The 25754-nt window shown below is 71.6% G+C and carries 21 protein-coding genes; 11 read left to right on the forward strand and 10 right to left on the reverse strand.

Annotation, left to right across the window (positions count from 1 at the left end):
* Positions 1-44: 44 nt before the first annotated feature.
* Complete coding sequence (locus tag ACMTAK_RS48330) at positions 45-635, forward strand: TetR/AcrR family transcriptional regulator (RefSeq protein ID WP_413812066.1); 591 nt, start codon at positions 45-47, stop codon at positions 633-635.
* Positions 632-2137, forward strand: coding sequence for an MFS transporter (locus ACMTAK_RS48335; protein ID WP_413812067.1), 1506 nt, complete (start codon positions 632-634; stop codon positions 2135-2137). Before ACMTAK_RS48330 ends, ACMTAK_RS48335 begins: the two co-directional genes overlap by 4 nt.
* Here the strand turns inward: ACMTAK_RS48335 and ACMTAK_RS48340 are convergent.
* Positions 2077-2496: a Dabb family protein gene (locus ACMTAK_RS48340; protein WP_413812068.1), complete on the reverse strand. Its 420-nt coding sequence runs from the start codon at positions 2494-2496 to the stop codon at positions 2077-2079. The two genes, ACMTAK_RS48335 and ACMTAK_RS48340, sit on opposite strands and share 61 nt — an antisense overlap.
* 125 nt (positions 2497-2621) lie before the next feature.
* On the opposite strand from ACMTAK_RS48340, the gene ACMTAK_RS48345 reads away from it, so the two are divergent.
* The gene (locus ACMTAK_RS48345) at positions 2622-3284 is read left to right on the forward strand and encodes a TetR/AcrR family transcriptional regulator (protein ID WP_413812069.1); all 663 of its coding nucleotides are present in this window, start codon (positions 2622-2624) and stop codon (positions 3282-3284) included.
* Positions 3285-3334: 50 nt separating this feature from the next.
* On the opposite strand, the gene ACMTAK_RS48350 is transcribed toward ACMTAK_RS48345, so the two are convergent.
* Together ACMTAK_RS48350 and dgoD are read right to left on the reverse strand one after the other, a co-directional pair.
* Complete coding sequence (locus tag ACMTAK_RS48350) at positions 3335-6712, reverse strand: pyruvate carboxylase (protein ID WP_413812070.1); 3378 nt, start codon at positions 6710-6712, stop codon at positions 3335-3337.
* A gap of 402 nt (positions 6713-7114) precedes the next feature.
* Complete coding sequence (gene dgoD / locus ACMTAK_RS48355; RefSeq protein WP_413812071.1) at positions 7115-8260, reverse strand: galactonate dehydratase; 1146 nt, start codon at positions 8258-8260, stop codon at positions 7115-7117.
* Between the two features lie 137 nt (positions 8261-8397).
* On the opposite strand from dgoD, the gene ACMTAK_RS48360 reads away from it, so the two are divergent.
* On the forward strand, positions 8398-10017 hold the full coding sequence (locus ACMTAK_RS48360; protein ID WP_413812072.1) for a GMC oxidoreductase: 1620 nt from the start codon (positions 8398-8400) through the stop codon (positions 10015-10017).
* Positions 10018-10043: 26 nt separating this feature from the next.
* On the opposite strand, the gene ACMTAK_RS48365 is transcribed toward ACMTAK_RS48360, so the two are convergent.
* The 4 genes from ACMTAK_RS48365 to ACMTAK_RS48380 all read right to left on the reverse strand — a co-directional run bounded on the left by ACMTAK_RS48365 (position 10044) and on the right by ACMTAK_RS48380 (position 14271).
* Entirely contained in the window at positions 10044-11876 is a 1833-nt protein-coding gene (locus ACMTAK_RS48365) for a glycoside hydrolase family 15 protein (RefSeq protein WP_413812073.1), read from the reverse strand.
* Positions 11877-12094: 218 nt separating this feature from the next.
* The gene (gene tgmB / locus ACMTAK_RS48370; protein WP_413812074.1) at positions 12095-13033 is read right to left on the reverse strand and encodes an ATP-grasp ribosomal peptide maturase; all 939 of its coding nucleotides are present in this window, start codon (positions 13031-13033) and stop codon (positions 12095-12097) included.
* A gap of 15 nt (positions 13034-13048) precedes the next feature.
* On the reverse strand, positions 13049-13240 hold the full coding sequence (gene tgmA / locus ACMTAK_RS48375; RefSeq protein ID WP_020874241.1) for a putative ATP-grasp-modified RiPP: 192 nt from the start codon (positions 13238-13240) through the stop codon (positions 13049-13051).
* A 239-nt stretch (positions 13241-13479) separates the two neighbouring features.
* Positions 13480-14271: a class I SAM-dependent methyltransferase gene (locus ACMTAK_RS48380; protein WP_210945443.1), complete on the reverse strand. Its 792-nt coding sequence runs from the start codon at positions 14269-14271 to the stop codon at positions 13480-13482.
* A 235-nt stretch (positions 14272-14506) separates the two neighbouring features.
* On the opposite strand from ACMTAK_RS48380, the gene ACMTAK_RS48385 reads away from it, so the two are divergent.
* Both ACMTAK_RS48385 and ACMTAK_RS48390 read left to right on the forward strand, forming a co-directional pair.
* A complete protein-coding gene (locus ACMTAK_RS48385) occupies positions 14507-15838 on the forward strand; it encodes a sensor histidine kinase (RefSeq protein WP_413812075.1) in 1332 nt (443 codons plus the stop codon).
* Complete coding sequence (locus tag ACMTAK_RS48390) at positions 15835-16497, forward strand: response regulator (RefSeq protein WP_413812076.1); 663 nt, start codon at positions 15835-15837, stop codon at positions 16495-16497. The genes ACMTAK_RS48385 and ACMTAK_RS48390 overlap by 4 nt, the downstream gene beginning before the upstream one ends.
* A gap of 33 nt (positions 16498-16530) precedes the next feature.
* Here the strand turns inward: ACMTAK_RS48390 and ACMTAK_RS48395 are convergent, their stop codons facing one another.
* Positions 16531-17592 carry a mechanosensitive ion channel family protein gene (locus tag ACMTAK_RS48395; RefSeq protein ID WP_044580071.1) on the reverse strand — a complete coding sequence of 354 codons (1062 nt, stop codon included), beginning with the start codon at positions 17590-17592 and terminating at the stop codon, positions 16531-16533.
* A gap of 292 nt (positions 17593-17884) precedes the next feature.
* On the opposite strand from ACMTAK_RS48395, the gene ACMTAK_RS48400 reads away from it, so the two are divergent.
* Positions 17885-19093, forward strand: a complete 1209-nt coding sequence (locus ACMTAK_RS48400) for an MFS transporter (RefSeq protein ID WP_413812077.1) — start codon at positions 17885-17887, stop codon at positions 19091-19093.
* A gap of 42 nt (positions 19094-19135) precedes the next feature.
* On the opposite strand, the gene ACMTAK_RS48405 is transcribed toward ACMTAK_RS48400, so the two are convergent.
* Complete coding sequence (locus tag ACMTAK_RS48405) at positions 19136-20047, reverse strand: endonuclease/exonuclease/phosphatase family protein (protein WP_413812078.1); 912 nt, start codon at positions 20045-20047, stop codon at positions 19136-19138.
* A 241-nt stretch (positions 20048-20288) separates the two neighbouring features.
* On the opposite strand from ACMTAK_RS48405, the gene ACMTAK_RS48410 reads away from it, so the two are divergent.
* Positions 20289-21296 (forward strand): sulfotransferase, encoded by a 1008-nt coding sequence (locus ACMTAK_RS48410; protein ID WP_413812079.1) that lies wholly within the window; start codon positions 20289-20291, stop codon positions 21294-21296.
* A 109-nt stretch (positions 21297-21405) separates the two neighbouring features.
* On the opposite strand, the gene ACMTAK_RS48415 is transcribed toward ACMTAK_RS48410, so the two are convergent.
* Positions 21406-22332, reverse strand: coding sequence for a LysR family transcriptional regulator (locus tag ACMTAK_RS48415; protein WP_413812080.1), 927 nt, complete (start codon positions 22330-22332; stop codon positions 21406-21408).
* A gap of 335 nt (positions 22333-22667) precedes the next feature.
* Here ACMTAK_RS48415 and ACMTAK_RS48420 point away from each other — a divergent pair, with 335 nt between their 5' ends.
* The 3 genes from ACMTAK_RS48420 to ACMTAK_RS48430 are packed head-to-tail and all read left to right on the forward strand — an operon-like array spanning position 22668 to position 25721.
* Complete coding sequence (locus ACMTAK_RS48420; protein WP_413812081.1) at positions 22668-23648, forward strand: aminotransferase class I/II-fold pyridoxal phosphate-dependent enzyme; 981 nt, start codon at positions 22668-22670, stop codon at positions 23646-23648.
* The gene (locus tag ACMTAK_RS48425; protein ID WP_413812082.1) at positions 23645-24715 is read left to right on the forward strand and encodes a polyprenyl synthetase family protein; all 1071 of its coding nucleotides are present in this window, start codon (positions 23645-23647) and stop codon (positions 24713-24715) included. The genes ACMTAK_RS48420 and ACMTAK_RS48425 overlap by 4 nt, the downstream gene beginning before the upstream one ends.
* A 4-nt stretch (positions 24716-24719) precedes the next feature.
* On the forward strand, positions 24720-25721 hold the full coding sequence (locus ACMTAK_RS48430; RefSeq protein ID WP_413812083.1) for a UbiA family prenyltransferase: 1002 nt from the start codon (positions 24720-24722) through the stop codon (positions 25719-25721).
* Positions 25722-25754 lie beyond the last annotated feature (33 nt).

The raw sequence follows: 25754 nt of genomic DNA on the forward strand, positions 1-25754 counted from the left end.
TGAACTCGTAGACAGTGTCTACTCGCTTCTGGTAGACAGTGTCCATGGCTGAGCGTGAGCAGGACACGGGTCTCCGGTCCCGGTTGGTGGACGTCGGAGTGGAGCTGGTGGACGAGGAGGGGGCCGGGGCGCTTTCGCTGCGGGAGATCGCCCGCCGGGCCGGGGTGTCCCACGGGGCCCCGCGGCGGTACTTCCCGACGCATCTGTCCCTGCTGTCGGCCATCGCGCGCCGCGGCTTCGAGAGCCTGGCCACCGAGGCCGGCGAGGCCATCGCGGCCCATGAGGGCGATCCGCGTGAGCAGTTGACGGCGCTGGCGCGGAGCTGGCTCGACTTCGCGCTGACCAACCGCGGCATGTTCGAGCTGATGTTCCGTCACGATCTCTTGGAGAGCGGTCACTTGGGCCTGCGGGAGACAAGCCTGCCGCTCTTCGCCACCCTCGTCGACCTGGTGGCCGTGGCGCGGCCGGACTCCGGTGCGGAGCCACGGATCGTCGCGGGCGCGCTGTGGGCGAATCTGCACGGCATCGCCCAACTGTGGGGCTGGGGCAGCCTTCAGCTCGCGGTGGGAGCCGACGACCCCGAGCCGCTGCTGCGGGCCGCGCTCGACGCACACCTCGGCCCGGAGACCCGATGAGCTCCCCGCGCGGACGGCGCCTCACCCTCGTCGCGAGCGTCACCGGAGCCGTGATCGTCGCCCTGGACGGCACCGTGCTGACCGTCGCCCAGCCCCGGCTGCAACGGGATCTGAATGCCACGTTCGCCCAGGTGCAGTGGACCAGTACGGGATATCTGATCGCCGTGGCCAGTCTGCTGGTCTTCGCGGGCCGCCTCGGCGACCGCTACGGCCATCGGCGCGTCTTCGCTCTCGGAATGCTGGGCTTCGGCGCCGCCTCGGCGGGCATCGGACTCGCGGGCGGCATCGGCTGGGTGATCGGACTGCGGGTCGCCCAGGGCGTTTTCGGGGCGCTGCTGCAACCCGCCACCCTCGGGATGCTGCGGGCCGCGTATCCGCCCGACCGGCTCGGCAGGCCGGTCGCGGTACGGACCGGCGCCATCGGGCTGGCGGCCGTGGCCGGTCCGCTGGTCGGCGGGGCGCTGACCACCCATCTGGGGTGGCGGGCGGTGTTCTTCGTCAATGTCGCGCCCGCCCTCGCCATGGGTCTGGCGGCACTCGCCGTCCGGGTCCCTTCGGCACTCGCCGTCCGCGCCCCGGTGGCGCCCCGTGACACCGCCCGGCCGCGGCTCGATCTGCCCGGTGCGGCCCTGCTCGCGGTGGCGCTCGCCGGGCTGGTGCACACGCTCGTCGGCATCCCGGAAACCGGCTGGACGGTGGCGACCGCGCTCGGGCTCGGGTGCGCCGTGGTGGCCGGAGGTGTCTTCGTGTGGCATGAGCGCCGGACGGCGGATCCGCTGGTGCCGCCGGGTGTGCTGCGGTCGGGTACCGCGGGCCCGGCGCTCGGCGTTCTGGTGGCCGCGTCGGCCGCACTGTTCGGGGCGCTGTTCCTCGGCACGTACTACCTCCAGGACGTGCTCGCGCTGGATCCGCTCGACAGCGGGCTGCGGGCGCTGCCGCTCGCGGTGATGATGGTGCTGGGGGCGCCGGTGGCGGCGATGCTGACGCGCCGCCAGGGCCCTCGCCGGACGGCGGTGGCGGGGATGGTTCTGGTGACGGCCGGTGTGCTGCTGATGTCCCGTCTCGGCCGGGGCTCGGGCGCCGAGGCGATCGGCGGCTGCTTCCTCCTGCTGGGCGCGGGTTTCGCCACCGTGATGGTCACCGCGACCACCGTCGCGGTGCGCGACGCGTCCGTGGACACCGCCGGGGTGGCGGGCGGACTCCAGCAGACCGCCATGAACATCGGGCCCGCGCTGGGGGTCGCCGCCGCGACCACGCTGATGAGCGTGGCCGGGCGGGGCGACACCACCGGACGGCCGCCCGGCGACGGGCCGCGCTGGGCTGCCGATGTCTTCCTCTCGGCGATGGGACCGGCGCTGACGGTCCTCGCGGCCGTGGCCGCGGCCGGTGTGCTGCCGGCCACCAGGCTGCCGGGCCGTGCGGCGGCGCGGCGGCCCGAGGATCAGCCGGTGGAAGAGCTCCCGGACGGACCCCCGAGGTCCGAGATCGCGTCGAGCGCCTGACCCCACCGCGGGTGCATCGCCACCTTCTTCAGATGCATGCCCATGACGCGTTCGCCGAGCGTGGGGTCCATGTCGTCCGACAGCTGGAACGCCGAGAGCTTCGCGATATGGGGAAGGATCTCGTCGTCGCCCGCGATGTGCACCGGGTCGTGCAGATACCGGTCCAGTGCCTCCAGATCGGCCACCGCCGCGCAGTAGGCGTGGGTGAAGCCCTCGGCGGAGTCGCCGAGGAACTGGCCGGCGGTGGAGAACGAGACCGCGTCCACCGCGCCCGTGCGGCGCATCACCGCCAGAACCTTCTCCTTCTCCTTCTCCGTCGTGCCGTCCTTGAAGCTGAACCGCAACACATTGACCAGCATGGGTAGTTCCCTTCGTGGATGAACTGGCTGGTTCAAATTAGTGGCCTGATCGGTCAATGAACAAGGGGGTTGGGATTCTTGAACCAACGAGTTCAGTTCGAGGTGTCGTGGGATACGATGCGCGGATGACGGCAGTGACAGCCCCGTCCGGGCGGAAGGTTCCGCGAGGGCGCATCGACAAGCGGCAGGCGATCCTTGAGGCCGCGTTCACCGTCTTCGCGCGCCGGGGGTACGGACAGTCGTGTGTCCAGGAGATCGCGAATGAGGCGGGGGTCGCCAAGCCCACGGTGTACAACCACCTCACCGACAAGGAGACCTTGTTCCGCCATGCCGTCGAGGCCGCTGCCGACGCCGTGATGGCGGAGAACCTCGCCGTCGTCGAGCGGCTGCGCGAGCCAGGCGACGATCTGCGCGCCGCCCTGGAGGACATGGCGCACCGGATGCTCCAGGTGTGCTGCGGTGAGCGTTCCCGTGCGCTACGGCGGCTCACCTACGCCCAGGCGGCCGACTTCCCCGATCTGATCGAGACCGTCCAGGGGCGTACGGCCATCCGGCTGGGTGAGGCGCTGGCCGACCGGTTGGCCCGGTTGTCGCTGTCCGGGCGGCTGCGGCCGTGTGATCCGGCGCAGGCCGCGGAGCAGTTGCTCGCGCTGCTCACCGGCCCCATGGAGGTGAGGTCTCGGCTGGGCACCCACAAGGTCTCCACGGCCGAGACGCGCACGGTCGCCCGGTCCGCGGTGGACACCTTTCTGCGGGCGTACGAAACCGCCGCCACCGGCCACCCCTGACGCGAAGTCCGGGGGACCGGTGGCGGCGGCGTGTGGCGGGTGTTCTCGGCTCAAGCGAGGGCGACCAGCAGATCGCCGCCCTCCACCTGCTGAATCGTGTTGATGGCGATGCGCGACACGGTCCCGCTCTTGGGGGCCGCGATGGTGGCCTCCATCTTCATCGCCTCGATCGTGCCGATGGTGGCACCGGCCTCAACCTGGTCGCCCTCGGCCACCGCCAGCGTCACCACACCCGCGAAGGGCGCCGCCACATGGCCGGGGTCGCTCCGGTCGGCCTTCTCGGTGGCCGGCACATCGGAGGCCGCCGAGGTGTCCCGCACCTGGACCGGGCGCAACTGCCCGTTCAGCGAGGCCATCACCGTGCGCATACCGCGCTCGTCGGCGTCGCCGATGGCCTCCAGCTCGATCAGCAGCCGGACACCGGGCTCGAGGTCCACCGTGTACTCCTGCCGTGGGCGCAGCCCGTAGAAGAAGTCCTTGCTGTCCAGCACACTGGTGTCGCCATGGGCCTGCCGGTGTGCCTCGAACTCCTTGGTCGGGCCGGGGAACAGCAGCCGGTTCAGCGTGGCCCGCGGATCCTTCTCCAGCTGCTCCCGGTCCTCCGTGGACAGCTCGGCGGCCACCGGCTTGGCGGCGGCGCGGCCCTCCAGCGCCTTGCCGCGGAACGGCTCGGGCCAGCCGCCCGGCGGATTGCCCAGCTCGCCCCGGAGGAACCCGATGACCGAGTCCGGGATGTCGTACCGGCCCGGCTCCGCCTCGAAGTCCTCCGGCGACACCCCCGCCCCCACCAGGTGCAGCGCGAGATCGCCGACCACCTTCGACGACGGAGTGACCTTCACCAGATGGCCCAGGATCCGGTCCGCCGCGGTGTACATCGCCTCGATGTCCTCGAAGCGGTCGCCGAGGCCCAGCGCGATGGCCTGGGTGCGCAGATTGGACAGCTGACCGCCGGGGATCTCGTGGTGGTACACCCGTCCGGTCGGCGAGGCGAGACCCGCCTCGAACGGTGCGTAGATCTTGCGCACGGCCTCCCAGTACGGCTCCAGTCCGCCGATCGCCTCGAGGTCGAGCCCGGTCGGCCGGTCGGAGTGGTCGGTGGCGGCCACGATCGCCGACAGCGACGGCTGCGAGGTGGTGCCCGCCATGGAGGCCACCGCGCCGTCCACCGCGTCCGCACCGGCCTGGACCGCCGCGAGATACGTGGCGAGCTGACCGCCCGCGGTGTCATGGGTGTGGATGTGCACCGGCAGGTCGAACTCCCGGCGCAGTGCGGAGACCAGCTTCGCCGCGGCCGGGGCGCGCAGCAGCCCCGCCATGTCCTTGATGGCCAGCACATGCGCGCCCGCGTCCACGATCTGCTCGGCGAGCCGCAGATAGTAGTCGAGGGTGTAGAGCCGCTCCGAGGGATCGGACAGGTCGGAGGTGTAGCAGAGCGCCACCTCGGCGATCGCGGAGTTCGTCTCCCGTACCGCGTCGATCGCGGGCCGCATCTGCCCGATGTCGTTCAGCGCGTCGAAGATCCGGAAGATGTCGATCCCGGTGGCCGTGGCCTCCCGTACGAAGGAGGTGGTCACCTCCGTCGGGTACGGCGTGTAGCCCACGGTGTTGCGGCCGCGCAGCAGCATCTGGAGACAGATGTTGGGCACCGCCTCGCGCAGCTTGGCCAGCCGCTCCCAGGGGTCCTCGGCGAGGAAGCGCAGCGCCACGTCGTAGGTGGCCCCGCCCCAGCACTCCAGCGACAGCAGCTGCGGCACGGTCCGCGCCACCACCGGGGCCACGGCCAGCAGGTCCTTGCTGCGGACCCGGGTGGCCAGCAGCGACTGGTGCGCGTCCCGGAAGGTGGTGTCGGTGACACCGATGGTGGGCGACTCGCGCAGCCGGCGCGCGAAGCCCTCCGGACCCAGCTCGGTGAGCCGCTGCTTGGAGCCGGCGGGCGGCTCGGTGTCCGGCACCGGGGGCAGCTTGGTGGTCGCGTCGATCAGATGGGGCCGCTCGCCATGGGGCTTGTTCACCGTGATGTCGGCGAGATAGGTGAGCAGCTTGGTGCCGCGGTCCGCGGAGTGACGCGACGTCAGCAGATGCGGCCGCTGCTCGATGAACGACGTGGTGACCTGCCCGGCCCGGAAGTCCGGATCGTCCAGCACCGCCTGGAGGAAGGGGATGTTGGTGGACACCCCGCGGATGCGGAACTCGGCCACCGCGCGCCGGGCGCGGCCGACCGCGGTGGCGAAGTCCCGCCCCCGGCAGGTCAGCTTGACCAGCATCGAGTCGAAGTGGGCGCTGATCTCCGCACCGGAGTGGGTGGTGCCACCGTCCAGCCGGATGCCCGAGCCGCCCGGGGAGCGGTACGCGCTGATCATCCCGGTGTCCGGGCGGAAGCCGTTGGCCGGGTCCTCGGTGGTGATCCGGCACTGCAGCGCCGCGCCCCGCAGATACACGGAGTCCTGGGCGAGGCCAAGGTCGGACAGCGTCTGACCGGCGGCGATCCGCAGCTGCGACTGGACGAGATCCACATCGGTGATCTCCTCGGTCACCGTATGCTCGACCTGGATACGCGGATTCATCTCGATGAACACATGGCGGCCGTCGCGGTCCAGCAGGAACTCCACCGTACCGGCGTTGCGATAGCCGATCTCCCGGGCGAACTTCACCGCGTCCTCGCAGATCCGGGCCCGCAGCTCAGGATCGAGGTTGGGCGCGGGGGCCAGCTCGATCACCTTCTGGTGGCGCCGCTGCACCGAACAGTCACGCTCGAAGAGATGGATGACATCGCCCTGCCCGTCGGCGAGGATCTGCACCTCGATATGGCGGGGCTCCACCACCGCCTTCTCCAGGAAGACCGTGGAATCGCCGAAGGCGGACTCGGCCTCCCGCGCCGCCGCCTCGATGGACTCGCGCAGCGTCTCCCGGCTCTCGACCCTGCGCATCCCGCGCCCGCCGCCACCGGCGACGGCCTTGACGAACACCGGGAAGCCGAGCTCGTCCGCGGCGCGGACCAGCTCGTCCACATCGGTCGACGGCTCGGAGGAGCCCAGCACCGGCACCCCGGCCGCACGGGCCGCGGCCACCGCGCGCGCCTTGTTCCCGGTGAGCTCCAGGGTCTGCGCGCTGGGCCCCACGAACGTGATCCCCGCCTCCTCGCACGCGCGCGCGAGATCGGGATTCTCGGACAGGAAGCCGTATCCGGGGTACACCGCGTCCGCGCCCGCCTGGCGCGCCGCGTTGACGATCTCCTCGACGGAGAGATAGGCCCGCACCGGATGGCCCGGCTCACCGATCTCGTACGCCTCATCGGCCTTCAGCCGGTGCAGTGAGTTGCGGTCCTCGTGCGGGAACACGGCGACGGTTCTCGCGCCCAGCTCATAGCCGGCGCGGAAGGCGCGAATGGCGATCTCACCACGATTGGCGACCAGCACCTTGCGGAACATGCCCGATCCCTTCTACCTGCCCGTTACCAACACACACGCTTGTCGGCGAACCCTACTGCCGCCTGCCACGCGGGACGCCCGGGGTGTGATCGAGTTCTCGTGGATGGCGGGCGGCATGGCATCCGGTCCTCTCGTCCATCTTCCCCGGGGATGCACAGAGTGGCCCTGCGACCGCACCGGGTGATGCTGTGCCGGGAGCGCACCCGGGAGTGGCTGCGCGAACTGCTCGCGGCCTGCCGCGGCGCGCGCCGAGTCCGCCGGTGAGCAGGAGGGCGCCCGGCTCGGCGCGCTGCGGACGGCGCTCCCCGAGACCGTGGCCGAGCAGGAGGGCCGGGCGCTCACCGGCGACCGGCTCAGCCACGCTCGTACGGGACCGGGGCTCTACGGTCCACGGGGCCGGGGTCACCACTCGGCGAGCGAGCCGTCCGCATGGCGCCACACCGGATTTCGCCAGGCGTGGCCACGGCGGTCGGCGGCGCGCACCGCGGCCTCGTCCACCTCGATCCCGAGTCCCGGGCGGTCCGTGCGCGAGAGCTGCCCGGCGGTGAACCGGAAGGGCTCCGGATCGGACACGTAGTCCAGCAGTTCGGCGCCCTGGTTGTAGTGGATGCCGATGCTCTGTTCCTGGATGAGGAAGTTCGGGGTGGTGAAGGCGATCTGGAGACTGGCGGCGAGCGCCACCGGGCCGAGCGGGCAGTGCGGGGCGAGCTGGGCGCCGTGGGGCTCGGCGAGTGCGGCGATGCGCCGCAGCTCGGAGATGCCGCCCGCATGCGAGATATCGGGCTGGAGGATGGCCACCCCGGCCCGCAGCGGGGCGATGAACTCGCGCCGCGAGTACAGGCGCTCACCGAGCGCGATGGGGATGGGGGAGGCGTTCACCAGGTCCGGGACGATGTCCATGTGCTCGGAGAGCACCGGCTCCTCGACGAACAGGGGTGCCGTCTCGGCGAGCAGCGGCAGCAGCCGGCGGGCGTTGGCGGGGGAGACCCGGCCGTGGAAGTCGAGGCCGAAGTCGCGGTGGTCGCCGAGGACCTCACGGGCGGTCTCGGCGCGGCGCACCGCGGCGCGTATCTCCGCGCGGGTGGCGACCGGGGTCATCCGGCCGCAGCCGTTCATCTTGACGGCGGTGAACCCCGCCTCGATCTGCGCGGTGAGCGCGTCGCGGATCTCCTCGGGCTCATCGCCGCCGATCCAGGCGTAGGCGCGGATACGCTCCCGCACCGGACCGCCGAGCAGCTGGTACACCGGTACGCCGTAGTGCTTGCCCTTGATGTCCCACAGCGCCTGGTCGAGCCCGGAGACGGCGCTGGAGAGGACCGGTCCGCCACGGTAGAAGCCGCCCTTGGTCATCACCTGCCAGTGGTCCTCGATCCGCATCGGGTCCTGGCCGATCAGATACTCGGTGAGCACCTCGACCGCGGCGCGGACCGGTTCGGCCCGCCCCTCGACCACCGGCTCACCCCAGCCGACCACCCCTTCGTCGGTCTCCACCCGGACGAACATCCAGCGCGGCGGGGCCAGGAATGTCTCGATACGAGCGATCTTCACGGGCGGTGTCCTTCCCTGGGAGGGGCGCGGCTGCGAGAATAAACGATAAATTACGAGAACTTCGCTTGCCTTCGGGGCCGAAAAAGACCTTGTGTCACGCCATGGCGAGTTCCGGCGATTCCGCCCATCATGCCGCCATGACAGCAAAACTGACGCGTCGTCACATTCTCGGTCTGGCCGCACTGCAGAGCGCGGCGGCCCTCGGACTCACCCGTATCGGCCTCACCCCGGCGGCCGCCGCCGAGAGCGCCGACCACTTCCCCGCCGTCGTCATCGGCTCCGGCTACGGCGGGGCCGTGGCCGCGCTCCGGCTCGGCGAGGCGGGGATAAGAACGCTCGTCGTGGAGATGGGGCAGTTATGGGACGACCCGGGCCCCGACGGCCGGGTCTACTGTTCGATGACCGCCCCCGACCAGCGCTCCATGTGGTTCAAGAGAAGAACCGAGGCACCCCTGTCCACGTTCCTGTGGCTGGACGTCATCAACAAGGACATCACCCCCTACCCCGGCGTCCTGGACCGCGTCCGCTACCCCGGCATGTCCGTCTACGTGGGCCGCGGGGTCGGCGGCGGCTCGCTGGTCAACGGTGGTATCGCGGTCACCCCGCCGCGCTCGTACCTCCAGCAGATGCTGCCGCAGGTGGCCGCGGACCCGATGTACGACACTTACTTCCCGCTGGCCAACCGCATGCTCGGCGCCACCACCGTGCCGTCGGCGTGGTTCGAGGCCACGGAGTGGTACACCTACGCCCGGGTCGCCCGCGCCCAGGCCGCGAAGGCGGGCCTGAAGACCGTCTTCGTGCCCAACGTCTACGACTTCGACTACATGCGGCGCGAGGCCGATGGAACGGCGACCAAGTCCGCGCTCGCCCAGGAGGTCATCTACGGCAACAACTTCGGCAAGCGCAGCCTCGACAAGACCTATATCGCCGCCGCGCTCGGCACCGGCCAGGTCACCCTGCACACGCTGAGCCGCGCCCGCGCACTGCGGCGGGCACCGGACGGCACCTATGTCCTCACCGTGGAGCGCGTCGACACCACCGGCACCGTCGTCGCCACCGACGAGATCACCTGCCGTTCGCTCTTCCTCGGCGCGGGCAGCCTCGGCACCACCGAACTCCTGCTGCGCGCCCGGGAGACAGGCGCCCTCCCCGAGCTGAGCGCGGAGGTCGGCCGGGGCTGGGGCGGCAACGGCAATGTCATGCTCGGCCGCGCCAACCACGTGTGGAACCCGACCGGCGCCCAGCAGTCCACCATCCCCGTGATGGCGATCGACGACTGGTCCAACGCCACCAATCCGGTCTTCGCCGAGATCGCCCCGCTGCCGGCCGGCCTCGAGACCTGGGTCAGCCTCTACCTCGCCATCACCCGGAACCCCGAGCGCGCCACCTTCACCTATGACGCGGCGAAGGACTCCACCGTACTCAACTGGACCCGCGCCCAGAGCGCGCCCTCCGTGGCCGCGGCCAAGGCGCTCTTCGACCGCGTCAACTCCGCCAACGTCACCATCTACCGCTATGACCTCTTCGGTGACACCCGGGCCTTCGCCGACGACTTCTGCTACCACCCGCTGGGTGGCTGCGTCCTGGGCCGGGCCACCGACGCGTACGGCCGGGTGACCGGCTACGACGGGCTCTATGTGACCGACGGCTCCCTCATCCCGGGCTCCATCGGCGTCAATCCGTTCGTCACCATCACCGCCCTGGCCGAGCGCACCATGGCCCGGGTCCTGGCCGAGGACCCCGTCGGTGCCCGGTGACCCCGCGGGGGGCGTGTTCCGAGTCGTCAGCCCAGGGCCCGGTCCAGGTTGAACGCGGCGCTGATGAGCGCGAGATGGGTGAACGCCTGCGGGAAGTTGCCGATCTGCTCACCGGTGCGGCCGATCTCCTCGGCGTACAGCCCGACATGGTTGGCGTAGGTGAGCATCTTCTCGAAGGCCAGCCGCGCCTCGTCCACCCGGCCGGCCCGGGACAGCGCCTCGACGTACCAGAACGAGCAGATCGAGAAGGTGCCCTCCTCACCACGCAGCCCGTCCGGGCTCACCGTGGGGTCGTAGCGGTACACCAGCGAATCGGACACCAGCTCCTCGCCCAGCGCGTCCAGGGTGGACAGCCACTTGGGGTCGGTGGGGGAGATGAACTTCGACAGCGGCATCATCAGCAGCGAGGCGTCGAGTACCTCCTCGTCCTCGTGCTGCACGAAGGCGCCTCGCCGCGGCGACCAGCCGCAGCGCATGATCCGGCGGTAGATGTCATCGCGCGCCGTCGACCAGCGGGACATGTCCGCGGGCAGTCCTCGGTGACGGGCGATGCGCATCGCCCGTTCGATCGCGACCCAGCACATCAGCTGCGAGTACAGGAAGCGCTGTGGACCGGCGCGGGTCTCCCATACGCTCATATCGGGCCGGTCCCAGTTGTCGCACACCCAGCCGACCAGCTTGCACACGGCGTCCCAGTGGTCGCTGGACAGCGGCTGCCCCCACTTGTCGTAGAGGTAGAGGGAGTCCACCAGCGCCCCGTAGATGTCCAGCTGGAGCTGGTGGACCGCCCCGTTGCCGACCCGGACCGGGGACGAGCCCAGATGCCCCTCCAGATGGGGGAGCGTCTGCTCGGGGATCTCGCTGCGGCCGTCGATGCCGTACATGATCTGCAGCGGGCCGCCGGGGCCGTCCCCCAAGGTGATGCCCTCGGACAGGAAGCGCACGAACGCCTCGGCCTCCTGGGTGAAGCCCAGCCTCAGCAGTGCGTAGATGCAGAACGCGGCATCGCGGACCCAGACGTATCGGTAGTCCCAGTTGCGCTCGCCGCCGATCTGCTCGGGCAGGCTGGTCGTCGGGGCCGCCACGATGGCGCCGGTCGGCGCGTAGGTGAGCAGCTTGAGGGTGAGCGCGGAGCGGTGCACCATCTCCCGCCACCGCCCGCGGTAACGGGACTGCGCGAGCCAGCGGCGCCAGTAGCGGACGGTGGCGTCGAACAGCTCCTCCGCCTCCGCCTGCGGACAGTGCCGCGGCTGCACCGTACCGCCGATCCGGTCCAGCGCGAACACCGCGGCCTCGCCCTCGACCAGCTTGAACGTGGACACCGCGTCGGGCCCGTCGAGCTCCACGGTGACGTCGGAGGTCAGCGCCAGCGACAGCTCCGGGGACTCGAAGATGGTGAGCCCCTTCTCGGTGCGCACCGTGTGCGACTGCCGGCCGTAGTCGAACCGGGGCGCCACCCGGGCGGTGAAGGGGAGCGATCCGCGGACGCACAGCACCCGGCGGATCAGCCGGTGCCGGTCCGCCTCGCGCGAGTCGTCCACGATCGGCATGAAGTCCTGGACCTCGGCGACCCCGTCGTCCGCGAAGAAGCGGGTGATGAGGATGTTGGTGTCCGGGAAGTAGAACTGCTTCGTCCGGGCGGGCACCTCGGGTGTGAGCTGGAAGGAGCCGCCGCGGTCGGCGTCCAGGATCGACGCGAACACACTGGCGGCGTCGAACCGGACCGGGCAGTACCAGTCGATGGTGCCGCGCGTGTCCACGAGCGCGGCGGTGCGCAGATCGCCGATCAGCCCGTGCTCGGCGATCGGCACATAGCGGGACGCGTCCGTCGGGCGGCGGACGGTCTCGGCGACGGTCATCGGAACCTCCCGCGCTGGAGGGAGAGGCTGGAAACCCTTGGGCGGCGCGGACTCTCACTTCACCATACGACCGACGGACCGGTCCGGCGCAGTGCCCGGCCCACCAGGGCGCCGCCCCGGCGCCCGCGCCGCACAGGACGGTCACGGGCGCCGCCTCCGCGTCACCGGCCGTCACCGTGTGTGGTCGCGCGGGCGGATATCCGGCGGGCTCCCGGCCCTCAGCGCAAGGCGGCGCTGGGGGCCGCGAGCCAGGACGCGACCGCCGCCGCGATGGGCTGACCGGTCTCGAGCTCGACAAAGCCGAATTGGCCGCCCTGGTTGCACTCCAGGAACCACCACACTCCCTCGGCGTCCTCGGCGAAGTCGAATGCCCCGTAGGCGAGGCCGGTGAGCGTCATGTACTCATGCACGGAGCGCACGATTCTGGCGGGCACCTCCACGGGTTCCCAGTGGTGTCCATGACAGCCATAGCGCCCATCCACCTGGCCGGAGGCGGCGGTCTTGCGCGCGGCGAATAACTGGCTGCCGACGCAGATCAGCCGGATGTCCGCCGCTTTGGGAATGTAGCGCTGGAGAAGGGTCGCCCCGGCCGCGACATCGGAGAAATCCGTGTCCGGTCCGATACGGGTGGTGGGCAGCGCGACCGGCGGATCGACGGACGGCGGACCGGAGGCGGATTTCACCACGATGTCCGAGTACTGGACGGCGAAATCGCGCGCCGCGCGCGGATAGGTGGTGACAAGAGTCGAGGGCACGGCGAAACCGCTGTGCTGGGCGACCCGCAACTGGAAGGGTTTGTGGCGGGCCGGTTCGGCGGCCGCGGGATGGTTCATCCAGCGTGCCGTTGTCGCGTAGAGCATCCCGTACAGGGCCTGTCCGCACTCGGCAGTCAGCCACTCCGACGGATTCGCCGCGTGCGCCGCCGGCCGCCCCGGCCTGCGCACCCAGATGGACCGCACACCGTGGATGCTGACGAGGCGTCCCTCGGTCGACAGAAATCCCGTGAAGTCACCACGGTCGAATTCGACCGACAGGGCGGCCTGATCCGGAAGGTCCGCCGGATCGAAACGCACCAGAGGGACGCCTTGTTCGCGCAGCTCCGCCACCACCAAGTCGGCGGTGACATCCTGGCGACAGGTCAGGATGAGTACCGTCATCGACGTGTGTGCAGGTCAGTCGTCGAAGTGCGTCTTGGAGCCGGCCGTGGACGTGGTCGTGCCGGTCGCCAGCAGCACCGCCCGGTCGGCGATGGCCGGACGGCCGTCGGAGAGGACATTCAACTGCAGGGCGGCGTTATAGGCGTAGGGAACACTGGCCGACGACCGCTCGGCGGGGATTGCGTGCTTCAGTACGAAGGGCTGCATGAGTGACCTCTTGGTGCTCCATGTATTCGTCTATCCACCACGCAACAGTACGTACTAAAAGTCTACGGCACTCACTAGCAACGATTTTGTCCTGTGTAGGGCGATATGAAGTGTGTCACAGGCTTCGAAGGCAACATATGCCTCAGGAATTGCGTCTTCGAATAGTCGGCCTGTTCCGGGGAGCACCGGATCCGCCCCGGCGTTCCGAGGCGGACCACCGGGCTTGACCGCCCGTCGGGTCAGGACGTCCGTCCGCCCTCGCGGTGGGTGACGCGGATCTTCGACTGGCCGTGCGGCAGCTCCTCCCAGTCCGCCATGAAGCGCGCGGCCAGACCGTGTTTCTCGGCCAGGGCGATGAGCGTCTCGGTGCGGTAGTAGAAGTCCTCCCGCAGCACCTGGTGTTCCACGCCCTCGGTGCGGTCGAAGGTGAAGTCGAACCAGCCGCCCGGCGCCATGACACGGCCGACGTGGGCCAGGCACTCCTCGATGACCGGCAGTGGCGAGTGCGAGAACACGCTGTGCGCGTGCACCACGTCGAAGTGGGCGTCGGGCAGGAACCGCAGCGTCAGATCGCGGACCGGGGTGAGGGTGGGCAGGCGGCCCTGGAGCCCCTGGCGCACCAGCGTGTCCTGCGCGGCCGCCAGGATGTCGGGCGAGATGTCGATGCCGTAGTAGTGGCCCGGCTCCAGATGGCTGATGAACCGCCAGCCCGCCCGCAGATTGCCACAGCCGATCTCCAGCATCCGGTGCTCCGGGCGCAGCCCGTGGCCGAGGAGATAGTCGAACTGCATCGCGCCCAGTGCCAGCCACCGCTCATGGCTGTGGCTGCCGACCGCCGCCTCCGGGCTGGTACGGGTGTCCGACCGCATCACCGCGCGGTAGTACGCGACATGGTCCGGGTAGCGGTAGCGCAGCCAGGCGTCCCGGGTGGCGCGGACCAGATGGCGCGGTACGCGCTGCGGATGGCGCAGTGCGTAGGAGACCCGGTGGCCGAGGGCGGAGCGGTTGACGCTGAGGTTCTTGGCGGGCATGGGGACTCTCTCGTGCTGGTGGTGGGGACGCGGTGGCCTGGCGGCCCATGTGTTCCCGCGTCGTCGCGGTCGGTACCAGCCTCGACGCCGTGGCGGCGGCGGGGATCGGCGGAGCGGCCCCGGGCAGGAGGCGGTCCGGGCGACCGCCGTATCAACCGATCGGATGATGCGCCGCCCGGTCCGGCGCGTTAGGACTGGCTGAGGGAGTGAACCGAGGAGCAGGGGAGGGGCCGGGGTGCGGTCGGCGGTCAGGGCGGTCGGGCGGTCCGGGTGGACGCCCCGGCCGAAGGCGTGGTCGGCACCGTGGTCGGCGTGGTCCGGGCGGTCCGGGTCCGACGGGCCGGACGATCCGGACGAGCGGTGGCTGACCGCGGTCCTGCACATCGCGTTCTTCCTGCTGCTGGGGTCCTCGCTGATCCGCTATCTGATCCGGGACACCGGCAGCGCGCCCAACGGCTGGGTCATCGCCCTCTTCGTGGCCTTCGGCGCGCTCTATCTGCCCGGCCGGTGGCCGGCGCCCGCGCCGAGCCCGGGCGGCCGGCCCTCCGGCCGCTATCTGGTCTGGCTGACCGCGGTGCTCGCCGCATGGGTCGCGCTGCTGGTCCTCGCGCCGAGCGCCGCCTGGTGTGCCATGCCGCTGTTCTTCACCGGTCTGCACACCCTGCCCACCCGGTTCGCGGTGCCCCTGGCCGCCGTGCTCACCGCGCTGGTCGTCGCCTCCAAACTGCGGTTCATGCACGACGGCTTCGACCCCAACGCGCTGATCGCGCCGCCCGCCGTCGCCGCCGTCGCCGCCGCCGTCCTCATCCATCTGCGGCGCCAGTCGGCGCGGCAACGGGTGCTGATCGACGACCTGGTCCGCACCCGCCGCGATCTGGCCGCGACCGAGCGGCGGGCGGGGATCCTGGCCGAACGCCAGCGGCTTTCCTCGGAGATCCATGACACCCTCGCCCAGGGCCTGTCCAGCCAGCGGATGCTGCTCCAGGCCGCCGACCGCACCTGGGAGACGGACCGGGAGGCGGCCCGGGGACATATGCGGAACGCGGCGGAGATCGCGTCCCGCAGCCTCGCCGAGGCCCGCCGGTTCGTCCAGGACCTGGCCCCGGCCGACCTCGCCGAGGGCTCGTTGGCCCAGGCGCTCGGCGCGCTCGCCGAGCGGGAGAGCGACGCCGGTTCGGCGGTGGACTTCCGGCTCGACGGACCGCTCGGCCCGCTGCCCGAGCGGGTGGAGGCGGCGCTGCTGCGCATCGCCCAGGGCGCGCTGGCCAATGTGCGGGAGCACGCCGGGGCGAGCCGGGCCGCGCTCACCCTGACCTGTCTGGGCGACCAGATCTGTCTGGACATCGCCGATGACGGCCGCGGCTTCGACACCGACGCCGTCCCCGCCCCCGGCGCGGACCGGTCGCGCGGCCATGGACTTCCGGCCATGCGGGCCCGCGTACGGCAGCTGGGCGGCACGCTCACCGTCGAGGCCGCACCGGGCGAGGGGACCGTCGTCTCGGCGGCGATCCCCGTCGAACCCCTTCCCGCCCTCGTCCCCGACCGTCCCGTGGAGGCCACGCCATGAGCCCGACCCCGTCCCCGACGCCGTCGGCCACCCCCGCCATCCGGCTGCTGCTCTGCGACGACCACGCCGTGGTGCGGGCCGGGCTGCGGGCGCTGCTGGCCAGCACCGACGGCATCGAGGTGGTCGGCGAGGCGGGCAGCGGCGAGGAGGCTCTCGCCATGGCCACCCGGCTGCAGCCCGATGTGGTGCTGATGGATCTGCAGCTCGGGGAGGGGATGGACGGGGTGACCGCCACCCGGCAACTGGTCTCCGGTGACCCGCCCGCGCCGCGTGTGCTGGTGCTCACCATGTTCGACACCGACGCCGACATCACCCGTGCCATCGAGGCCGGGGCCACCGGCTATCTGCTCAAGGCCGAGCGGCCGGAGGAGCTGTTCGCGGCGATTCGGAACGCCGCCTCCGGCCGTACCGCGCTGTCGGCCCCGGTCGCCGACCGGGTGCTGGCCCGGATGCGCAGCCCGCGGCCCACACTGTCCGAGCGGGAGCGCGACATCCTCCGGCAGCTGGCCCGTGGCCTGGGCAACCGGGAGATCGCCCGGACCCTGTTCATCAGCGAGGCCACGGTCAAGACCCATCTGGGACGGATCTACGGGAAATTGGGGGTCGAGACCCGGGCCGGGGCGGTGGCGGTGGCCACCGAGCGGCGGTTGCTGCCGTGACGGCTGACGGCTGGCGGCTGGCGGCTGAGAACGTCAGATGGCCGGCCGGCTGGGCAGCGGCGTCCGGTCCTGGTCGGGCAGTACGAGCGTCCGCGTGGGCAGCGGGATCTCGATGCCCTCGGCGCGGAACCGGCGGTGCAGTTCCTTCATGAACTCATGCTTGATGAGGTACTGGTCGCTGAACTCCAGGGCCCGCAGAAACACCGAGAAGTCGATGCCGGACTCTCCGAAGGTGTGGAAGCGCACACTCGTCTCGTGGTCGACGACCCCGCCCTCGACTCCGGACATCACCTTCCCGGCGACCTCGATGGTCACCCGCTCGACATGGTCCAGATCGCTTCCGTAGCCGACCCTCGCCTGGACCATGACCGACATCTGCTGCTCGGGCTGGTGAAAGTTGGTCATGATGGTGTTGCCCAGCTTGGCGTTCGGGATGATGACGAGGTTGTCCGACAGCTGCCGTACCGCCGTATTGCGCCAGTTGATGTCGACCACATATCCCTCCTCCCCGCTGCTGAGCCGGATGTAGTGGCCGGGCTGCACCGTCTTGGAGGCCAGGATGTGCACCCCCGCGAAGAGGTTGGCCAGCGTGTCCTGCAAGGCCAGGGCGACTGCCAGACCGCCCACGCCCAGGGCGGTGAGCAGGGGAGCGATCGAGACGCCCAGCGTCTCCAGCAGGATCAGCACACCCATCGCCAGGACGGCGATCCGGGTGATGTTGACGAAGATGCTGGCCGTTCCCGCCACTCCGGAGCGGGACAGCGCCAGCGAGCGCACCAGATCGGCCACCACCCGCGCCGCCGTGACCGTGGTGACCAGGATCAGCACGGCCACCAGCGTCTGATTGACGTCATGGCCGACCGTGCGGTTCAGCGGCAGCGCGGCGGCCGCGGCGGCGACACCGGCGGCCATCGACGCCCATGGGGCCAGGGTGCGCAGCGTGTCGACGATGATGTCGTCACCGCTCCACCGGGTGGAGCGGGCCCGCTCCCCCAGCCAGCGCAGCGCCACGCGCAACAGCACACCACCGGCCGCGCCGCAGACCAGCGCCGCTCCGACGACGATGACATCGTGCAAGGTGAGAGCCCGGTTCATCGGTCACCGTCCGCTATCCCGGAAAGCGCGTCAGAAGCGGCCGTGCGGAATGCCGTCGTCGGTGCGGCCTCCGGTCTGGAGTTCAGTGGGGTCACCTTGTCACCTGCTTGTGCCTGGGTTCTACGGGCGGTGCCGGGCGCACATGTGTACGGCTCCGGCGTAAGGTGCCATCCTGCCGTATGAGATGAGGGCCGAATGACGGGATGCCCCGCTACCGCACGTAACCCGCCAGGCAGGGAGCGGCGCGCCACCGCGTTTGACGCACAGGTGTTTTGTGGTGGAATCGGGTCGTATGGATAGCCGCAGCGGTGACGTGGACGACAAGGAGAGGGGATGGCCGTTCCTCGCGGCCGCCTACGCCTTCGTGGTCACGATGTGCGGTACGACGCTGCCCACCCCGCTCTACTCGCTCTACCAGCGGGAGTTCGGCTTCTCCTCGTTCATGGTCACGGTGATCTTCGCCGTGTACGCGGCGGGGGTCATCGTCGCGCTGCTGCTGCTCGGAAGTGTGTCCGACTTCATCGGGCGACGGCCCGTCATGCTGGCCGCGCTGGTGCTGTCGGGCCTGAGCGCGGTGTGTTTCCTCCTCGCCCAGGGACTGCCGGAGCTGTTCGCGGGCCGCACCCTGTCGGGGCTGTCCGCCGGTCTGGCCACCGGCACCGCGACCGTGACCGTCATCGAACTGGCGCCCGAGCGCCGACGCCGTGGCGCCACCCTCCTCGCGACCGGGGCCAATCTGGGCGGGCTCGGCCTCGGCCCGTTGCTGGCGGGGGTGCTGGCGCAGTACGCCCCGGCGCCGTTGAAGCTGGTGTTCGTGGTGGACTTGGCGCTGGTGGCGGTGGGCGCCGCCGTGGTGCTCGCCCTTCCGGAGACCGTACGGAGGCCGAGCCGCCCGCCGCTGAGGCCGCAGCGGCTGCGGGTGCCCAAGGAGATGCGCTCGACGTTCGCGGCCGCGGCCATGGCGGGGTTCGCCGGCTTCGCCACGCTGGGCCTGTTCACCTCGGTGTCGCCCACGTTCCTGAGCGAGGTGGAGGGGGAGAGCAATCTCGCGGTCGCCGGTGCGGTGGCGTTCTCCGTGTTCGCCGCCTCGATCGCCGGGCAGGCGCTGGGGCGGCGGCTGGGCCCGGGACGTTCGCTGCCCGGGGGCTGCGCGGTGCTGGTGGCCGGTATGGCGGCCATCGCCGCCTCGCTCGCGATCGCGTCACTGGAGCTGCTGGTGCTGGGCGCCGTCATCGCCGGGACGGGGCAGGGGCTGTCGTTCCACGCGGCCGTACGGGTGGTGACGGAGCGCAGCCCGGCCGACCACCGCGCCGAGGTCACCTCCGCCCTGTTCGTGCTGATGTATCTGGCGATCTCGATTCCGGTGATCGGCGTGGGCGCGCTCACGGTCGCGGTCGGGCTGCGGTCCGCCGGGCTGATCTTCACGGGCTGTGTGGCCCTGCTGGCCGTGGCCACCCTGCTGCGGCTGCGGGCGCTCTCCGCGGAGGCGCCCGGCCGCTGAGGGGCGGCCGCCGGTGGGCCGGCCGCTGAGGGAGTTCTCGCGCTACAGCTCCAGGACCGTCCGCACCGGCAGATGGTCGCTGGGGAACTGGCCGTTCCGCGCGTAGGTGTCGATGACGGCGTGGCGGGTGCGCACACCGGGTGAGGCCAGGATCCAGTCGATCCGGTCGCCGTCCGGGACCAGCGGGCCAAAGCCGTGGAACGTCCCGTACAGCGGGCCGCGCCGCTCGGCGGTGTCCCAGGTGTCCACCAGCGTGCCGCCGCCCAGCATGGCGTCGTAGACCGGATTGCCGTGGGCCGCCACATTGAAGTCACCGGTCACGATGCGGGGGAGCGCGGAGTCCAGACCGCCGAGCCGATCGGTGATCAGCGCGGCGGAGCGCTCACGGGCGTTCTGGCCGCGGTGGTCCAGATGGGTGTTGAGGGCGTAGAACTCCTTGCCGGTGTGCCGGTCGTGGAAGCGCACCCAGGTGACCATCCGGACCACGGCCCCGCCCCAGGTGTTGGAGCCGATCACATTCGGGGTGTCGGACAGCCAGAAGTGGTCGTACTCGAGGGGTTCGAGCCGCCCGGTGTCGTAGAAGACGGCCATGAACTCGTCCCGGCTGCCCCCCATCCGCCCGGTGCCGATCCACGAGTAACGCTGCCCGAGGTCGTGGGCGATGTCGCGCAGCTGGCCGTACAGCCCCTCCTGAGTGCCCAGCAGATGGGGCCGGGCCTGGCGCAGCAGCTCCCGCATGACGGGGCGGCGCTGCCCCCAGGAGTTGGGCTCGGCGTCGCTCGCGTAGCGCAGATTGAACGTCATGACGGCCAGCCGGGGACCGTCGGCGGGGGCGATCGGGGTGACGGGGGCGGCCGCGGCCACGTTCTGCGGCTGGGAGGCGAGCGGAAGCGCGACGGCCGCCGCGGCCGCGGCGCGCATACCGTGACGGCGGCTGAACACAGGTGCGGGCATGGCTCCTCCAAGGTCATGAAGGTGCGGTGACGGCCTCAAGTGTCGGACCCCGCGGTGTGTGGGGTGTGTCCTGCGGTGGCCGTCCGGTGGAACGTACGGTCACGCCGAGCCGACCTCAAGAGCGCCCGCGGAGACCACCGGTGACGAGGAATGCCACGAGTGACGGAAGTGGCCGGGGGTGCGCGGGGGCGGCGATGGGTAGGGAGGCCGGTAGTCGTCGGAGACGGAAGGGGCACCTGGGGTGACCGTACGGCCGCTGACCTTCGTCGTGGGGACCGGACGCTGCGGTTCGACCGCTCTGTCGCGCATCCTGCGGCTGCATCCGGATCTGCTCAGCGTGAGCGAGCTGATCGCCTCGCTGGAGCCGGACGCGCTGCCCGAGGCGCCGCTGACGGGGGCGGAGTTCTGGCGGCTCCTCGCCACTCCGCGCTCGTTCGCCAACCGTGTCATCCGCGATGGCATCCCGCTGCCCGAATACCGGTATCCGCATGTCAAGGGGCGGTTCTCGGTGGCGGGCGGTGGCATTCCGGCGGTGTGCATGATGACGCTGCCTCATCTCACCGACGACCCCGACGCGCTGTTCGACGCCCTGGAGCCGGAGCTGTCCCGGCGGCCCGCGGCGCCGGTGGCCGATCACTACCGGGCGCTGTTCGGCCTGCTGGGGGAGCGGTTCGGCCGACGGGCCGTCGTGGAGCGGTCCGGCTATTCGCTGCGCTCGGTGCCCCGGCTGAGGGAGGTCTTCCCCGAGGCCCGGTTCGTCCACCTGCACCGGGACGGCGCCGACTGCGCGCTCTCCATGAGCCGCCACCCCGGATTCCGGCTGATCCAGCTGATGACGGAGCGCGCCACGAGCACCGAGGACCTTCCCGCCGGTCTCGCCGCGCTGCTCAGCGACGACGAGGCCGATCTGCGGCCGCTGTACGAACGGTCCGTGCCCGTGGCCGAGTTCGGCGAGCTGTGGTCGAGCACGATCGTCGAGGGGCTGGGGCATCTGTCGCGGCTCCCCGCCGCGATCCGGATGTCCCTGTCGTACGAGGGCCTTCTCGACGCGCCCGAGCGCGAGCTCACCCGGCTGGCCCACCACCTCGGGGTGGAACCCCTCCCGGAGTGGCTGGCGGACGGACGCGCCCTGCTCGACGCCGATCGCCGCGGCACGGCCGCCGCGACCCTGCCGCCCGCCGAACTGACCGCCCTCCGCGAGAGCTGCGCCCCCGGCGCCCGGGCCCTGAGCCTGGCGCACGGCGGGTGAGAGGGGTCCACAGCCTGGTGCGCGGCGGATGAGCGAGCCCAGGCGTCGGAGGCGACAGGCCCCGCGCCGGATGCGATAGGCCCCGGCGCCGGATGCGATAGGCCGGGCGTCAGGCCGTCGCCGCCTCGACGGCACCCCCCGACTGCTCGACCGCCACCGCCCGCAGCGCCTCCAGCAGGGCGGCCACCGCGGGCACCCTGGCCGCCTCCGGCCGCAGCAGCGCGCAGACATGGCGCCGGGGCCAGTCGGCCAGCGGGCGCGGCTCGACCCGCGGATGGGGCCGCGGGAGCAGCCCGAGGCCGTCCATCAGGGCGATGCCCACCCCGTCGCCCACCAGGCCGAGGGTCGTCGCCCGGTCATCGGTCGTGGTCACCACCCGGGGCTCGAACCCCGCCTCCGCGCAGCGCCGCAGCAGCCGCTCGCGGTCCCGCTCCAGGATCCACCGCTCCCGCGCCAGATCGGCGAGGCGGACGCTGCGCCGCCCCGCGAGCGCATGGCCACGCGGCAGCAGCACATGGCGGCGGTCGACCAGCAGCGGGACCCGGCGCAGCGGGGTCTCCGCGGGCTCCGCCGCCTCTCCCGGCTCGTCGTCGGCGACGATCGCCAGATCCGTCTCGCCCGCGTTCAGCAGCCGGTACGCGTCATGGGAGGCGGTCTGGCCCAGCTCGACCTCCACCTCGATACGGGAGGCGCCCAGCCGGGCCAGCGCCGCGGGCAGCACGGCGACACAGACGCTCTGCACCGAGGACATCCGCACCCGGCCACGGGTGCGCGCGGCGAGCGCCTCGAACTCGTTCTCCACGTCCCGCAGCCCGGCCAGCACTCCCCGGGCGCGCTCGGCGAGTCTGTGCCCCGCGGGCGTGAGCCGCACCCCCCGTCCCGCCTTGACCGTCAGCGGCACGCCCACGGCACGTTCCAGCGCGCGCATGTGATAGCTGATGGCCGGTTGGGTGTAACCGAGGTGGTCCGCCGCGGCGCTGTACGAGCCGGAGCGACAGACCTCTGCGAGCACGGTGAGCTGGCGAAGTTCGATCACCACAGGAAGATAAAAATCGTTTATCAATTCCCGAAAGACTTTAATTGGACGCGTGATCGATAGGCCGTCAAAATCATGGTGACGGATTTCGCCCGTACTCGCCCATTGGACTGACCGATCGGACACGGCCCTGCCCGCACTGGCTGCCGTACGGTCATAGCCCGCCCACGACGGTTTCCTTCCCATCGATCCGGCCGGACCGGCAAGGGGAACCGGGCGCGGTGACATTCCTCCCTCCGCCCGAATCCCCCGCTGGAATGGATGGATGGTGCCCGATGCATGATGGCTGGAATCGCATGACTCCGGTGGTCGCGGAGAACAATCCCTTCCATCAGATGTCGCTCAACGAAACCGTTCACCCTCCGCTTCCGGAAGTGGTGGACGCCGTCCTGCGCACCGCGCGGACCGCCCACCGTACCCTGGATGCCCTCGGCGGCGGGCTCTGTCAGGCCCTCGCCGCACATCTGGGAGTGGAGCCGGAGCACGTGCTCGCCGGACCGGGCTCCGGCGCGCTGCTCCAGCAGCTCTTCTCCACCCTCACCGGACCCGGCACCGACACGGTGCACGCCTGGCCCTCCTGGGAGGCGTACCCGATGATGGCGGCCAACGCCGGATCCACCACCGTCCGGGTGCCGCTCACCGGATACGACCACGATCTGAAGGCGATGGCCGACGCCGTCACCGACCGCACCCGCATGGTCCTGCTGTGCACCCCCAACAACCCCACCGGCACCGCGCTGGAGCATGACCGGATCCTGCGCTTCCTGGACCGGCTCCCCGCACACGTCACCGTCGTCGTCGACGAGGCGTACCGGGACTTCGCCGACCCCGGCGCCATCGCCGACGGCATCGCCCTGCACCGCGCCGATGAACGGGTCTGCGTGGTACGGACGTTCTCCAAGTCGTACGGGCTGCTCAGCCTGCGGGTCGGCTATCTCGTGGCGCATGAGGCCGTGCTCGCCCCGCTCCGCACGATCCTGCCCTTCTACCGGGTGAGCGCCGTGGCGCAGGAGGCCGCCCTGGCCGCGCTCGGCGCCCATGAGCGGGTGCTCCGGCAGTGCGCCGAGACCGCCGGGGAGCGCGACCGGCTCCACCGGATCCTGCTCGACCAGGGCTGGGAGGCGCCCGCGAGCCAGGGCAACTTCCTGTGGCTGCCCATGACGTCCGGTGTGGAGCGCTTCACCCAGTTCTGCGCCGACCGCGGCGTGGTGGTGTGCGGCAAACCGGGCGAGGGGATACGGGTGACCGTCGCCGAGCCCGAAGCCAACCAGGCGTTCGCGGAGCTCGCCGGGAAGTACCGGGAGGCGTCCCGGTGACCCCGCCCGACGTCGCGGTCACCGAGGTGGCCGACCCGCTGGCCGAGGCCGCCCCCACCATGGAGCTCCTACTGCGCGAGCTCGACCGGCGCTGGCCGCGGGAAGCCGAACGCCTCCACCAGATCTCCCGGTACGCCCTGCTCCCGGCCGGGAAGCTGCTGCGCCCGCTGCTGCTCATGGAGTCGGCCGAGGCGGTGGGCGGCGGCGGACCCGCCGTCGTACCGGCCGCGCTGAGCGTGGAGTACCTCCATGTGGGATCCCTCGTCCACGACGACGTCATCGACGGGGACACCATGCGGCGGGGCCGTCCGTCCGTCGCGGCGCGCTACGGCACCACCGACGCCATCGTCACCGGGGACGCCCTGATGCTGGGCATGTTCGGCGTGCTCACCGACGGCGCCGAGGACGCCGGACTGCTCAGCGAGGACGCCGGACCGCTCACCGAGGACGTCGGTGGGCTGCCGCCGGGCCGGGTGCTCGGCGCGGTGCGGGTCTTCGCCCGGGCGGGCGTCGACCTGTGCCGCGGCCAGGCGATGGAGGGCGAGCTCAGGGGTGACCTCGGCTGCGGACTCGACCGGTACCTCACCATGAGCGCCCTGAAGACCGGGGCGCTGTTCCGGGCCGCCTGCCGGGGCGGGGCGATCCTGGGCGGCGGATCCCCCGCCCAGCAGCACGCGCTCACCTCCTACGCCGAACATCTGGGCCTGGCCTTCCAGATGCACGACGACCTGCTGCCGTACACCAGCGACAGCCGCACCACCGGCAAGTCCGCGCTCAGCGACATCGCGGCCGCCCGGCCCACCTTCCCCGTCCTGCTCTGCCACGCCATGGCCGGCGCCCCGGCCCGCGCCCGGCTGGAGGCGGCCCTCGGCGGCGCCCTGCCCGCCGCCGACGCGCTGGGGACGGTGCACGAGCTGCTGGAGACGACCGGCGCGCTCACCGCCGCGCGGGACCGGGCCACGGCCCAGGCCGACCGCGCCAAGTCCTGTCTGGAGCCGCTGCCCCGCTCCCGGGCCACCGCCGTACTCGCGGCGGTGGCCGATCTGTCGGTCAGCCGGGACCGGTGACGCCGTGGCGGCCCCGCGCACCGCGCTCCTGGCCCATCTGCAGACCTGGCGCCCGTACACCCTCTGGTATCCGGGGCTGGTCGGACTGGCCGGAGCCACCCTCGCCGGAGCACACCCCACCACGGGGCAGCTGATGGTGGCCTGGGCCGCGCCGACCCTCGGCTGGGTCGCCGGCCACTACCTCGGCGACTACTACGACCGTGACCTCGACGCGCTCAGCAAGCCCCAACGGCCCATACCATCCGGGCGGTTGAGCCCACGCACCGCCGTGGCCACGGGCATCGGCTGCATCGTGGCCGTGGCCGCGCTCGCCCTGTGGGCCAACTGGCGCGCCGTGGCCGTGGCCGCCGCCGCCATGGCGGGCATCGTGGCCTACAGCCGCGTCCTCAAGGGCCGGGGCCTGCCGGGCAATCTCATCCGCGGCGTGCTGACCGCGCTCACCGTGCTCTTCGGCGCGATGGCCGTCCAACCGTGGCCACCGTGGCGGGCGCTGCCGTTCGCCCTGGTGTTCCTGGCCCATGACACCGCGTCCAACCTCGTCGGCACCCTGCGCGACGTCGATGGTGACCGCGAGGGCGGCTACGGCACCGTGCCGGTGCGCCGGGGCCTCCGTCGCGCCACCCACACCGCCGCCGCGCTGTATCTGGCCGCCGTGGCCGTGGCCTGCGCCGCCACGGGGCTGGTGCCCAGGGACACGGCCGGATATCTCGTACTGCTGTCGGCGGCGGCGCTGTGCGGCGCTGGCGCCTTCGGGCTGCTGCTGCGGTCACCGGGGCACCTCGCCCCCGCGCTGGCGCTGCGCGCCCACGCCGTCCTCGTCGCCGAACGCCTGGTGCTGGCCGCGGCGGTGGTGGCCGCGGGCGCCGGGGCGGCACCCGCCCTGGCGCTGCTGACGCCGCTCCTCGCGGTCAGCGTCATCACCCAGAGCCGGATGCGGTCCCGCCACGAATTCCCCGCGCCGCCCCTGGCCGACGGCGGGCCCACCCTCCCCGATCCCCGCCCCTGAGACGGCGCGCCACCAGCAGAAGGGTCCGATCGC

Source organism: Streptomyces lacaronensis (genome assembly GCF_047337785.1).
GTDB lineage: Bacteria > Actinomycetota > Actinomycetes > Streptomycetales > Streptomycetaceae > Streptomyces > Streptomyces lycopersici.

Coding starts and splice junctions, on each gene's coding strand:
- ACMTAK_RS48405 (WP_413812078.1), bottom strand. CDS start 20,047: ATGCCCGCACCTGTGTTCAGCCGCCGTCACGGTATGCGCGCCGCGGCC.
- ACMTAK_RS48365 (WP_413812073.1), bottom strand. CDS start 11,876: ATGACCGTCGCCGAGACCGTCCGCCGCCCGACGGACGCGTCCCGCTAT.
- ACMTAK_RS48390 (WP_413812076.1), top strand. CDS start 15,835: ATGAGCCCGACCCCGTCCCCGACGCCGTCGGCCACCCCCGCCATCCGG.
- tgmA (WP_020874241.1), bottom strand. CDS start 13,240: ATGCAGCCCTTCGTACTGAAGCACGCAATCCCCGCCGAGCGGTCGTCG.
- ACMTAK_RS48340 (WP_413812068.1), bottom strand. CDS start 2,496: ATGCTGGTCAATGTGTTGCGGTTCAGCTTCAAGGACGGCACGACGGAG.
- ACMTAK_RS48400 (WP_413812077.1), top strand. CDS start 17,885: ATGGATAGCCGCAGCGGTGACGTGGACGACAAGGAGAGGGGATGGCCG.
- ACMTAK_RS48350 (WP_413812070.1), bottom strand. CDS start 6,712: ATGTTCCGCAAGGTGCTGGTCGCCAATCGTGGTGAGATCGCCATTCGC.
- ACMTAK_RS48420 (WP_413812081.1), top strand. CDS start 22,668: ATGTCGCTCAACGAAACCGTTCACCCTCCGCTTCCGGAAGTGGTGGAC.
- ACMTAK_RS48360 (WP_413812072.1), top strand. CDS start 8,398: ATGACAGCAAAACTGACGCGTCGTCACATTCTCGGTCTGGCCGCACTG.
- ACMTAK_RS48335 (WP_413812067.1), top strand. CDS start 632: ATGAGCTCCCCGCGCGGACGGCGCCTCACCCTCGTCGCGAGCGTCACC.
- ACMTAK_RS48345 (WP_413812069.1), top strand. CDS start 2,622: ATGACGGCAGTGACAGCCCCGTCCGGGCGGAAGGTTCCGCGAGGGCGC.
- tgmB (WP_413812074.1), bottom strand. CDS start 13,033: ATGACGGTACTCATCCTGACCTGTCGCCAGGATGTCACCGCCGACTTG.
- ACMTAK_RS48395 (WP_044580071.1), bottom strand. CDS start 17,592: ATGAACCGGGCTCTCACCTTGCACGATGTCATCGTCGTCGGAGCGGCG.
- ACMTAK_RS48380 (WP_210945443.1), bottom strand. CDS start 14,271: ATGCCCGCCAAGAACCTCAGCGTCAACCGCTCCGCCCTCGGCCACCGG.
- ACMTAK_RS48330 (WP_413812066.1), top strand. CDS start 45: ATGGCTGAGCGTGAGCAGGACACGGGTCTCCGGTCCCGGTTGGTGGAC.